General features: G+C 39.1%; 15 protein-coding genes. 7 read left to right on the top strand and 8 right to left on the bottom strand.

Features of this window, described 5'->3' with window-relative positions; all coding sequences use genetic code 11:
• Positions 1–151: 151 nt before the first annotated feature.
• Positions 152–1405 (bottom strand): multifunctional CCA addition/repair protein, encoded by a 1254-nt coding sequence (locus tag AC0VZ5_RS12520; protein ID WP_198523619.1) that lies wholly within the window; start codon positions 1403–1405, stop codon positions 152–154.
• 135 nt (positions 1406–1540) lie between these two features.
• Between AC0VZ5_RS12520 and AC0VZ5_RS12525 the strand changes: the two genes are divergently transcribed.
• Positions 1541–1759 carry a hypothetical protein gene (locus AC0VZ5_RS12525; RefSeq protein ID WP_036981490.1) on the top strand — a complete coding sequence of 73 codons (219 nt, stop codon included), beginning with the start codon at positions 1541–1543 and terminating at the stop codon, positions 1757–1759.
• A 5-nt stretch (positions 1760–1764) separates the two neighbouring features.
• Here AC0VZ5_RS12525 and AC0VZ5_RS12530 read toward each other — a convergent pair whose 3' ends face one another.
• From AC0VZ5_RS12530 to AC0VZ5_RS12550, 5 genes are read right to left on the bottom strand one after another with little or no spacing between them, the layout of a single operon-like run.
• Positions 1765–2916, bottom strand: coding sequence for a murein transglycosylase domain-containing protein (locus tag AC0VZ5_RS12530; protein ID WP_198523620.1), 1152 nt, complete (start codon positions 2914–2916; stop codon positions 1765–1767).
• Positions 2917–2951: 35 nt separating this feature from the next.
• Complete coding sequence (locus AC0VZ5_RS12535; RefSeq protein ID WP_198523621.1) at positions 2952–3452, bottom strand: DUF1543 domain-containing protein; 501 nt, start codon at positions 3450–3452, stop codon at positions 2952–2954.
• Positions 3453–3472: 20 nt separating this feature from the next.
• Entirely contained in the window at positions 3473–4822 is a 1350-nt protein-coding gene (locus AC0VZ5_RS12540) for a sigma 54-interacting transcriptional regulator (RefSeq protein WP_054201833.1), read from the bottom strand.
• A 2-nt stretch (positions 4823–4824) separates the two neighbouring features.
• Positions 4825–5358 (bottom strand): hypothetical protein, encoded by a 534-nt coding sequence (locus tag AC0VZ5_RS12545; protein WP_198523622.1) that lies wholly within the window; start codon positions 5356–5358, stop codon positions 4825–4827.
• Position 5359: 1 nt separating this feature from the next.
• Entirely contained in the window at positions 5360–6814 is a 1455-nt protein-coding gene (locus AC0VZ5_RS12550) for a sensor histidine kinase (protein ID WP_198523623.1), read from the bottom strand.
• Between the two features lie 304 nt (positions 6815–7118).
• Here AC0VZ5_RS12550 and AC0VZ5_RS12555 point away from each other — a divergent pair, with 304 nt between their 5' ends.
• From AC0VZ5_RS12555 to AC0VZ5_RS12575, 5 genes are all read left to right on the top strand, one after another.
• A complete protein-coding gene (locus AC0VZ5_RS12555; RefSeq protein WP_475473079.1) occupies positions 7119–7352 on the top strand; it encodes an EF-hand domain-containing protein in 234 nt (77 codons plus the stop codon).
• 12 nt (positions 7353–7364) lie between these two features.
• Entirely contained in the window at positions 7365–7592 is a 228-nt protein-coding gene (locus AC0VZ5_RS12560; protein WP_076918368.1) for an EF-hand domain-containing protein, read from the top strand.
• Positions 7593–7747: 155 nt separating this feature from the next.
• Positions 7748–7984 (top strand): EF-hand domain-containing protein, encoded by a 237-nt coding sequence (locus AC0VZ5_RS12565; protein WP_290168420.1) that lies wholly within the window; start codon positions 7748–7750, stop codon positions 7982–7984.
• A gap of 8 nt (positions 7985–7992) precedes the next feature.
• On the top strand, positions 7993–8229 hold the full coding sequence (locus tag AC0VZ5_RS12570; RefSeq protein WP_138609162.1) for an EF-hand domain-containing protein: 237 nt from the start codon (positions 7993–7995) through the stop codon (positions 8227–8229).
• Between the two features lie 203 nt (positions 8230–8432).
• Positions 8433–10121 (top strand): amidohydrolase, encoded by a 1689-nt coding sequence (locus AC0VZ5_RS12575; RefSeq protein ID WP_475473081.1) that lies wholly within the window; start codon positions 8433–8435, stop codon positions 10119–10121.
• 25 nt (positions 10122–10146) lie between these two features.
• Here the strand turns inward: AC0VZ5_RS12575 and AC0VZ5_RS12580 are convergent, their stop codons facing one another.
• Positions 10147–10383 carry a YgjV family protein gene (locus AC0VZ5_RS12580; protein ID WP_138609166.1) on the bottom strand — a complete coding sequence of 79 codons (237 nt, stop codon included), beginning with the start codon at positions 10381–10383 and terminating at the stop codon, positions 10147–10149.
• A 278-nt stretch (positions 10384–10661) separates the two neighbouring features.
• Between AC0VZ5_RS12580 and AC0VZ5_RS12585 the strand changes: the two genes are divergently transcribed.
• A complete protein-coding gene (locus AC0VZ5_RS12585; protein WP_008111159.1) occupies positions 10662–11318 on the top strand; it encodes a Crp/Fnr family transcriptional regulator in 657 nt (218 codons plus the stop codon).
• A 49-nt stretch (positions 11319–11367) separates the two neighbouring features.
• On the opposite strand, the gene AC0VZ5_RS12590 is transcribed toward AC0VZ5_RS12585, so the two are convergent.
• Complete coding sequence (locus AC0VZ5_RS12590) at positions 11368–11934, bottom strand: phosphoribosyltransferase (protein WP_010387648.1); 567 nt, start codon at positions 11932–11934, stop codon at positions 11368–11370.
• Positions 11935–12034 lie beyond the last annotated feature (100 nt).

Here is a 12034-nt window from a genome sequence, read left to right on the forward strand (position 1 = left end):
TACCGCCTATTTATGGGGAATAACCACACTACATAGGCGCTGCCTTGCCTAAATACCAAACAGACTGCTGCAAATTCAACCTTGAAAGGTCAACAGACCCTAGTTATAGCAAGGACGTTTAAAAATGACTTAATGCAATATTACAATCAGTTTAAGTGACCTTGGGAGTGTTAGTGTTTAAAAACGCTTTAATGCAATCTATTTCAGCTTGTTTTACTGTCTCGCTTATTTCGGGGCCCTTTTTGCCGTTTTTAAGCGCGTCTTGCACTATCTGTTTTTTATCCATTTTTTGTAGTTCATTGTGAATAGCACGTAATTTAGCGGCTTGTGGATAGGGCTTATCCACCAGCGTTTCGCCTCGTCCTTGTGCATCACACTGGCACGCTTGAGTAAAAGCAATAAAACGCTCTGGATGCACTAGCGCATTTAAATTAGTGACGATTAATTTATGAATAGTTTGCGGTCTTAACTGTTCAAGCGTGTGGCAAAGGGTATGGTTATCACTGGTAAGCACGCCTATATCACGAAAGCGATTAGGTACTTTTAAACGTTCACAAAACGCCTCAACTACAGCAACCCCTTCACGTTCATGGCCGCGTAAATTACCGCGTTTTTTATAGCTTAGTGCTTTACCAAAATCATGAGTTAAAGCGGCAAAACGCGTTTCTAGGTTAAAGCCTAAATCGGCTGCTCGTCTAAGCACTAGCATAGTATGGACAAACACATCGCCTTCGGGATGATGATTTGCAGGCTGCGGGGTGTTTTTCATCTGCTCTATTTCAGGAAAAATACCTAATTCATCTAATGCTTGAAAATAAAGTTCAGGGTGTTTTTCGCCAAGCGCTTTTTCTGTTTCAAGCCAGACTCGCTCTGGTACTAGATGTTCCAACTCGCCTTTATTTTTAAGCTCATGCATTAATTCAGTAGTACTTGGATGAATAGACCAGTCACTACCATAACGCGCTAAAAAGCGAGCAATACGCAATACCCGAACAGGGTCTTCTACAAATGCGTGTGTGGTGTGACGCAGTATTTTATTTTTTAAATCAGCTTGACCATTAAAAGGGTCAATAATAGTGCCGTTTTCGTCTAGTGCCATAGAGTTAATGGTTAAATCTCGGCGTGCTAAATCTTCTTCAAGAGTTACGTTTGGGCTGGCATCCACCACAAAGCCGGTATAACCTTTACCACTTTTACGCTCAGTGCGCCCCAGTGCATATTCTTCTTTAGTGTTTGGGTGTAAGTAAACCGGAAAATCACTGCCAATGGGTAAAAATCCGAGCGCTTCCATTGTCTCTGGCGTTTCACCAATAACAACATAGTCATTATCTTTTGATTGTATGTTTAGCAGTTTATCTCGCACTGCTCCACCCACTAGGTAAACTTGCTTTAAACTCTGTTGCACTTTATTCCCAACCACTACTTTTAAGCTTTTCTTTGATGTTAATCATACCTAATAGTCATTAAAAAATCTGTGTTGTTTGCCAAGCTTTATTAAGCTCATTACAATAGCGCATTATTTTTTAATACCTAACAGCGAATGAAAAACCACTCAGCAAAAAAAGAACTTATGTTACTGCCCATCCTTTTGGTGGTTATTATTATGTGTGTTGCAGGGCATTTCTTGCTACAGGCTAATTTTCAAGACAGCCACTTGGTTGAGTATTTGTTAGCTGCAATCCCATTTGCTATGTTTGGCTTAGTAATAGTAGCCTTTAAAATGGCAGCCAAAAGTGAACAACAAGAAAATGATGAGTAAATAAGTTACTGATAGTTTTTTTCTGCTTTAGTGACTTTGTATAAATAGCGTCTTGATTCTGCACGTGAGTGCTTAGTGGTGAGAATATTATAAAACTGGCTTGCAGTAAGCTGATTTATTTGTGAAAACGCCACACTTCTATTTTTATTAAATATGCGCAGTACATTACCCGCCCCGCCGTTATAAGACGAGATCATGGCAAAGTGCTTACTTTTGTCGGTACTAATTTTGTTTAAGTAGTTATTTTTTAAAATACTTAAATAGGCGCTGCCAATATCAATATTATATTTTGGATTAAACAATACAGCTTTGGTTGGTTGCCCGGATACTTTTTTTATTTTTTGGTATACATCGCGCCCTGCGGTAGCCGGGATCACTTGCATTAATCCATAGGCATTGGATGAACTCACCGCATGTGGATTAAAGCTACTTTCGGTTTCAATAATGGCATAAATAAGTGCTGCCGATATTTGATATTTTTTTGCAGCCGCAAGCACATAGTCACTGTATTTTTGTTTTCTTAAATGGGCATTTTGCTCGACTAAATCAAAACTAACCGACGAAATAACGTGCCCATATTGACGTTGCTTTTTTAAGTTATTATTTACTAAATAACGCGCAAATCGATTAGCACGCCAGCTATATTTTATGGGTAACTTATCTTGATCGAGCACTTGTTGGTATAAAAACGGCTCGCCTTCTAAAATTGGCGCTTCGCTGGTAAAAATATCGGTTTTATCGGGATCGCTAGAGGTCAGTAAGGTCATAACAATGGCCTGCTGTAACAAGCTTATTGTATTTTTTAACGCGATGGTTTCTACTTTTACAGTGCCTTGCTCAAAATCAATAATGGCACGGGCTTGGTAATCATTACTGTATTTTACGTATTTTTTGGCACTAGGTTGCTGAGTGTTTTGTTTACCCCACTTGCGCCCAACAACGCTTTCTAATGCGGCTAAAAGCTGTTTTACGCTACCAACCTGTGCCTTAATAGAACGGTGTGTTTTTTGTGCTTGCTTGTGAATTGCAACCACGTCAGTAGGATCGTTTTTTACTTGCTTTACCAGTTTATTTAAATCAACAACGGGCGGTAAACCCGACAGTGATTTACAGCCACTTAAGCCAACTAGCAAAAGTATAAACGCATACTTTTTCACACAACATCCTAATAAACTTAATAAATCCTCATTTATTATAATACATGATAACCAAACCAGTCAGGTTTAATTGTTTGTGCTTGACCACTTGGGGTTAGTTTTATATTAAGCTGGCTATCGAGTAAGTCGATAGCAAAGCAATCATCAACGTCATGTAAATCATCTTTATGTAGATGGCTAAGCCCTGCGAGTAAATCATTTTTAGCGCGCTGTTTTGCTTCTTCACCACTGCTGGCAACATACAAAGCAAAGTCGTGTTGCTCTGCTAGTGAGTCGCTTCTGTAAGCACCTAAGTTAACAAAATAAAGCTGCTTATTTTGCTCTACATAACTATCAACCACCTCGACTTTATAACCATCAATGTGATTAACCGCCATGTAGCTATCCATGTGTACGCTATTTTTGTCGCCTACCCACTGACTTTTAAGCTTGCTATAAGTTTGCTCAATGTTTTGACCTACCACAAAGCGTACGTCGTGCATTTCTATGTGGCAACCTTGAATACGCCCACCTAAATACACCATAAATAACTGCATGCTCACTTCCTTTTTTAAAATTACATTAAGCTATCTACGTCAATTTCATGCTTTTTAATCAGCTTATAAAAATCAGAACGATTACGCTTGGCAAGCTTGGCACCTTCGGCCACATTACCCCCTGCCATTTTCAGGGTATTGATAACGTAATCTCGCTCAAACTCTTTTTTAGCGTCGTTAAGCGAAAGTGGCTCAACGTTATTTTCATTGCTATTTAACGCACTAAGCACTAAATGTTCAGATATAACGTCACTTGGTGTTAAGGCAACCACCTGCTCCACTACATTTTGTAATTGACGAATATTACCTGGCCAATCATACCTTACCAATGCATGCATGGCATCGTTTGCAAAACGTTTTTCTTTTTGCTCCATACGTTTTGCAATATTAGCGCTAAAAAAGTTAGCTAATAAGCTAATATCTTCACGGCGCTCTCGCAGCGGAGGAAGTTTGAGGTTTACTACGTTTAAACGATAATATAAATCTTCTCTAAACTCTTGATTGCTAATAGCTTCAGGCAGGTTTTTATGGGTCGCTGAAACAATTCGCACATTAATGGGGATCTCTTCTTGAAAACCGACTGGGCGAATAGTTTTTTCTTGCAGCACGCGTAATAACTTAACTTGTAAATTTAGCGGCATATCACCAATTTCATCTAAAAATAAGGTCCCCCCTTGCGCTTGCTGAAACAGGCCTTGGTGATCTTTTACCGCCCCTGTAAATGCGCCTTTTTTGTGACCAAATAACTCCGATTCTAATAACTCACCAGGGACTGCACCACAGTTAATAGCCACAAATGGGCCATCACTAACATGGCTGTGCTGATGAATTGCCTGTGCAAGCAGCTCCTTGCCCGTACCACTAGCACCAGAAATAAGTACATTTACCTGAGTAGGACCTAGTAATTTAACTTGCTCTAGCAAATGCAGCATAGCGCCACTGCGAGTAACAATATTGCTTTGCGGAGTAATATCATCATTATTCACCCCATGTATTTCTATGGCTTTAGCTAAGCTATCGAATAGCTCATCTTTATCAACTGGCTTAGTAATAAAGGCAAAAATACCTTGCTTAGTCGCCTCTACCGCATCAGGAATTGAACCATGAGCCGTCATCATAATTACAGGTAGTGCTGGGTAGCGGCTTTGCAATTGTCGGTGCAGTGCCATTCCATCCATTTCATCCATTCTTAAATCGGTGATCACCGCATCAAATACTTGGCTTTTAAGTATTTGTAATGCATTCATGCCACTATCACACGTTGTTACTTCATAACCTTTTGATTGAATTCGAATTGCCAGTAACTGCAGTAAGCTGGCATCGTCATCAACGAGTAACACTTTAGCGCTTGATGGAAGTGTGACTGACATAGTTACTGCTCCTTGGTTTCTTCACGTAATAAAAGTTGCTGTTCAATTGCAGCTAATGACGATAAGGTTTTTTGCATTTCAGCGTTTAATGCTTGCTGTTGTTTTTTTGCATTTATTTGCATTAATACCTGCTGCTTTTGCAGCCATAAATAGTGTTTTATATCGTCTGGCCAATAGTAAGCTTGATCTAGCTTAAGCAATTGACTCATAACAGTATCAGGGTCGCGACTAAGGTTGGCGCATGCTGTATTAAAAAATGCCTTAAGTGCTTGCTCCCCTAAGTAAGTTTTATTGTCAGGCGTTAATTTAAAGCCACCACACTGATGGGCATGCCATGCAATAACTTGCGCTGCGGGCGGATACATAAGATCTAGTTTTGGCCGCGGCTTTGGATTGGGCTGGTTGCTTTTATTATCAGGCTGAGTTTGAGCTATTTGCTCAGGTTTAGCTGGTGTTTGAGTGTTGGTTAATTCACACCCAGATAAAAAAACGAGACTGCTGGTTAGCCATAAAATAGCCATTAAACGCGCAGACATATTATTTAACTCCTTTATTTTTATAGGGGATGACAATGTTAAATCGGCAGCCTTGCGGCTCATTATGCTCAATAGTTAACTTACCCTGTAACTGTTCAACAGACTCTTTTACTATGGTAAGGCCTAAACCACTGCCTTGAAGACTAATCTCTTTACTGTGTTTACCTTGATAAAAAGCGCCAAAAACATGTTCTTTTTCATGCTCTTTAATACCACAGCCCTCATCAGCAACCTGTATAATTAAGTTATTACTTTCTAAACTTAAACTAATCGACACAGCTTGGTTTGGCTTTGAAAACTTTAGACCATTAGAGATTAACTGAATTAAAATCATTTCAATTAATTCTCTCGGTAAATTAAGTGCAACTGTCGGTAAGCTATTGTGCCAAATAAGCGACTGCTCTCGTGCATTTAACCTATGTTCAAAATGATTACTTACCTTTTTTATTAGCTGGTTAAATTCCACTTCACTCACATTATCTTTACTGGTTCGAATCGCGTTATAACTTAACAAGCTGTCTATCATAGTGCGTAATCTCACCATAGATTGACTGATTAACCCAAGCACTGCTTTTTGCTCATTATTAATTGGCCCAACAATTTCATCGGCTAATAACTCAGTGCCCTCCACCATAGAGGCCAAGGGTGTTTTTAGCTCGTGAGTAACATGGCGTAAAAACGTATCTTTTTGCTGCTCTAGCATATGCAATTGCGCTTGCACCCACTGCAACTTGTTACCTAGTTCAATGAGTTCAGCTGATCCCTGCACTGATATTTTTTGCTGCCAATCTCCTTGGCCTAATTTATCAATAACGGAGGTTAAACCTTTTAAACGGCCACTTATCCGCCATAAAAACCCACCCCCAACAAGTAAGGTTAAAGGCGTAAGTGCCACTAACCAGTTTATAAAGGAGGCTTGTAGATTTGTTAGTTTAATTTGGTTTTGAGTGATTTTGGCTTCATTGGTTTCGCGCAACCACATTGTTAGCTCTGCCAGTATTTCACTAATTGGCACAAACAACTCTGCTTGCTCACGAGCTTCAACCACCAATTTGGTATGCGCTGTTTTTAGCGTATCTGTTAACTGCTGCCATTGCTGATTGTCTATTGGGCTGCTAGAAAGCCGTTTAAGCTCATTTATATTGTCCAGCGATGACTGCCATTTATCCACGATAAGTTTATCGAGCGAATCGCTTTTTAAAACCCAGTTTTGCCTTGTTGCCCTTTCTAAACTATTGAGCTCTTGTTTAAGTGCATTAAACGACTTGGTTACTTGGTAGTTATTACTGACAATTTGCTGTGTGACCGCTAATTGTTTATTTAATACATTTAAAAATACAATAACCACAATAGACAAAGGCAAGAGTGACAACAGCATGCTCATTACAAACTGGCCAATCAAATTAGGACGCCAATTCACCAATGCTTTATATTTTTCAGCCATGATTACAGGCATACACTAATCCTTCACTACTTTTAAGCGCTCTATTATTAAGCGCTCAACTTATACACTCGCTGAACCAAATACATTTTTGAGAGTAAAACCGTTGCAATGTCGCACAATTGCGACAAGTTAAGCACTTGATTTAAAAATAGTAAAAAACCCTAACTGAGAAAATGTTGCATAAAACACACAAGCGTCGGTAAATATTACCTATTAAAAACACGCTAGAAAGTTAAACCTATGATTTTTAATAAAAATAAAAGCTGGCACCATAATTGTATTACGCTTATAAATATTAATTTTTAAAGGCCAAGGAATGACTAAAGGTTATTTAAAATCGACTGTATTAATAGCGTTATGTTTCACAAGTATCCATTCATTTGCGCTTGATGTGAACACAGCATTTTACAGCCTAGATAAGGACAGCAACGGCACATTAAGTGAAGCGGAAGCTGGTGAAGATGCATTACTGCATGAGAATTTTGCACAAATAGATAAAAATGAAGACGGACAATTATCGTTCGGTGAATTTAAACAGTTTGTAAAATAAAGGAGTATATTTATGAAACAATTAATTGGTGCTTTTTCACTACTATTTTTGGCTATTAGCGCAACGGCATTGGCATCGTCGTTAAATGTACGTTTTATGCATTTAGATAAAAATATGGATGGCCAAATATCGCTTACAGAGGCTAAACAAGATAAACAGCTGCTCAAGCAATTTACTGATTTAGACAAAGACAATAACGAGATGATTTCTAAAAAAGAGTTCGATAACTTTAAACTTTAAGCTTAGATTCAAGTTTCGTTTTGTAATATAGAGTTAAAAGCATTTGCCATAATCCCTGAGGGAGTGTGTAAACGGATTTAATGTTGGGAGTTAAATTATGGCAAGTGCTTTCTTTCAATACTGCAGCAATTTAAATACACCTTGGAACGCCAACTATGAGAATACTGCTTCCCTTTATTGGTGCTTTACTTTTTATCAGCCAAAGTGCATTGGCACTTGATGTAAAGCAACGCTTTGACCATTTGGACAAAAATAATGATGGATATTTAACCCACAGCGAGCTTGCTGCTCAGCCTCAGCTATTAAACTCATTTTCAAATTGGGATGAAAATCAAGACAACAGAATTTCTTTAGCTGAGTTTAAAAACTACTTAACCACTAACCTGCTCTGAGCATTTATATGAAGCATTTTCAAAATATTATTTTACTAACACTGACTGTTTTTAGCTGTATGAGTTTTGCAACAAGCAGTTATATTGCTGAAAAATTTGAAAAACTTGACCGCAATCAGGATGGCTTTTTGACTCGCTCTGAAGCCGCCAGTGATCCTGCTTTATGGTCACGCTTTGGCAGTTATGACCGTGACAAAGACACACAATTATCATTAAGCGAATACAGTTTGTACGCCAGTAAATAAATTGCCTCCTCAAACAAAGCTTGGTTAACAATATCAAGCTTGAGAAGGTTTAACTCTCATTGTTAACACATCCTATTTCCCCCTTAACTTGTTGCTTGCTTTAGCTAAAAGCTGACTTATACGACGCTTAATAAATTATGCTATTGGTATTCTAAATTTGAGTTTGCTACTGTGATAGTTCAAATAATAACAATGTGCGTCTTATGCAACTGATAAAAATAATAAAACCGATATTACTAGCAAGCCTTTGTGCCGTCACTAGCGTGGCAATAGCACAAACTCAAGTCATTTATAATGCTAATGGCTACTCACCTTTGTATAAAGGAAAAATGCGCCATGGCGAAGTAAACACATTTACAACCTTAGTTATAAAAGATGGCAAAGTAGTTAAAACAGGTCCAGACAGCTTAAAAAATAGCTTTCCTGGTGCAACCCTAATTGACGCGAAAGGAAAAACTCTACTCCCAGGGCTCATTGATGCGCATGGACATGTCATCGGGCTAGGTAATAATTTGTCGCAACTTAATGTGCGCGGTGCAAAGTCGGTAGATGAAGTAACCGCTAAACTCAAGGAATTTGCCAAAGATAAAGAAGGTTGGATCATTGGTCGAGGCTGGAATCAAGAACTATGGTCAAATACTCGCTTTCCTTCGGCCGCTGACTTAGACAAAGCAGTTAACGATCGCCCTGTTATTTTATCGCGAGTAGATGGTCATGCCATTTGGGTTAACTCAAAAGCATTAGAACTTGCCAATATTAACGCTGACACATCAGCCCCAGCTGGCGGAGAAATTATAAAAGATGAGTTTGGTAAGCCCACCGGCATTTTTATCGATAAAGCAGAAACCTTGGTTACTCAACATATGCCTGCAACGTCTGCACAATCGGTCAGTAATGCATTAGATGCCGCAGGTAAACACTTACTGAGCCTAGGCATTACCTCAACTCATGATGCAGGTATTGATAAAACCACATGGCAAGTTTACAAACAACGCGCCGAGTTAGGCACATTACCGCTTAGAATTGTAGCGATGTTAAGTGCAGCAAGCCCCGACCTAAGCGCTATGCTTAAAGCGGGTCGTTATCAAGATGCACAGGACTTTTTATCTATCCGCAGTGTAAAAATTTATGCTGATGGCGCATTAGGGTCACGTGGTGCTGCGCTTATTGAAGAGTACGCTGATAGAGCCAACCATTTTGGCCTTATGCTTGAAACCCAACAAAAGCTAGAGGAACTATTTACCCTGACTTTTAAAAATGGTTTTAGCGCTAACACGCATGCAATTGGCGATAGAGCAAATAAAATTGTGCTAGATGCTTATCAAAATGTATTTAAACAAACCGGTGGCATACTACTGCGCAATCGTATGGAGCATGCACAAATAGTCTCGCCAGAGGATATCCCGCGCTTTAAAACCCTGAAAATAATTCCATCTATGCAACCTGTGCATGCCACATCAGACATGCATATGGCTGAGCAGCGTTTAACCGACAAGCAACTACAAGGCGCTTATGCTTGGCAAACATTTTTAGACCAAGGTTCAACGATTGCGGCGGGATCTGATTACCCTGTCGAACTGGCGAACCCGTTTGATGGTTTATATTCTGCGATAACGCGCATGGATCATAATCAACTGCCTGAAAACGGTTGGCGCGCCAGTGAAGTTTTGAGCAGGGAAGATGCATTGCGTGCCTTTACCCTTGGCGGCGCGTATGCAGCGCATCAAGAATTTAAAGTAGGTAGTTTGGAGCAAGGTAAATGGGCTGATTTTATACTGATTGATCAAGACTACTTTAAAGTGCCTATTGAGCAGCTTTACAAAACTCAGGTGCTGCAAACGTGGATTGCCGGTAAATTACGCTACCAAAAAGATTCAGCAAAGTCTGAGTAAAAACAAAAAAGGGTTAACTTAAAAGTTAACCCTTTTTTGTATCAGCCTTAGACTGACGATATAACTTAATAATGTGATAAATATTGACCAGAGCTAACAAGCCGTTAGCAAATGCCACCGGCACAGAACCGATTGCTGCACCGTAAAAAGTAAACGCAATACAACCAAGTAAATTAAACCAACGTAGTTTGGTCACATCGGTCATGGTCAAGGATATAACTAATAATGCAGATGCTAAATAACCTAAATATTCCCAACTCAATTGTTCTCTCCTAGGCTTTAGGTTAATATTACCAGCTAAATTTTAGTACATTATTAAAAACTGCTACGTAGCAGTTTAAATAAAAAAGCTAACTTACCAATAAAACCTTAAAATATGCTGGTTTTACCCACAATTTTTTAATCATTACACGGTAGAATGAAGGCCATTTAACGCCATTAAATAAATAACGGCGTGGGTAAGTTAGCGTAAATTCTTAATCTTAATGCTATCGTCATTAAGGTGTAATAAATAGGACAATTGTCCGAAGAGCATGATTGATGTTTCAATACCATTTTTCCAGTTACCTTGTTGAACAGCTGCTGACATTTGCCGGCAGTAGTTATCAGCAATCAAAAAAAGAAATATTAATACAGCAAGACCAACCACTCACTAAGTTGGTATTGGTGCGAAGTGGTACTGTATCGTTTAGTTACGATGTGGGGAATGGTCGCCGCCTGCTGCTTGGTCAACTCGACTGCAACAACACTTTAATTGGTGAAATTGAAGCACTGAATAATAACCCGTGTATTTATACGGTAACCTGCTTCAGTGATGTTACGTACAATCTTATTGAGCTAAAGCATTGGCGTTCATTATTGCTCGATAAACCAGAATTGAGCCTATACACGGCGCAAACAATTGCTGCTAAGTTCCAAGAAAATCAAAAGATTAACTTAGATAAACTGTTGCTTCCCTTAAGCTACAACATTGCTAAAGACTGCTTATTACGTGCAGAAAATAACAACCCTACTTTATTGCGCGCCTATCCTACGGTAAATGCAGAAGCAGAGCGCTTTGCAACCACTGAACGTGCATACCGACGGGTAGTGAGTGAGTTGGTAGAGAAAAATCTAGTGCAACGAAGTACCCAAGGGCTGCAAGCTGTCGATATTCCTAAACTCAGTGACTATGTAGATAGCTTTGCACAACTTTAAAGACAATAAAAAAGGCCATTAAGGCCTTTTTTATTGAGCAAAGTCACGTTTATTTTTCAAGTAAAATATCGTGGATTTTAGCTAAATCAGATTTACCTTCAATAATTTCATCCGGCGTTAACCCTGATAATTCATGCGGGAATACTAACCATTCTTCAGATTCATGAATGTAGTAATCTGGCACTGTATCTACTTTTGAGTTTTTTGGCTTGTAGTATGGACAAGCAATACGAATGTCACTCGGTAAGTTTAAACGCATTAGCTCAGAGAGCTTCTCTTTTAGCGCCACGATGCTTCGACCTGAGTCAAATACATCATCCACAATCAGTAATGAATCACCCGCATTCGCGTTTTCAACTATGTAGTGTAAACCATGTACTTTTATTTCTTTTGATTGCTTACCAATACCGTAATAAGACGACGTACGCACCGCAATATGATCGGTTTCTATGCCTTTGTAGTCATAATATTCTTGAACTGCAATCCCGATTGGAGCACCACCGCGCCATATACCAATAATAAAATCTGGACGAAAGCCATCTTTATACACTTGTGCCGCTACGCGGAATGAATCTTCAAGTAATTGTTGAGCCGTGATATAGCACTTTTCTGACATAGTAAGGATCCCAGTGGTATGTATAATATTTGAGCGAGGTTTAAATGAAATAGATGCCCAAACACGTATTGGCGAAGGATTTTACCGTAAATAAAACAAA

The organism is Pseudoalteromonas sp. QJM3NY_12, from assembly GCF_056173165.1.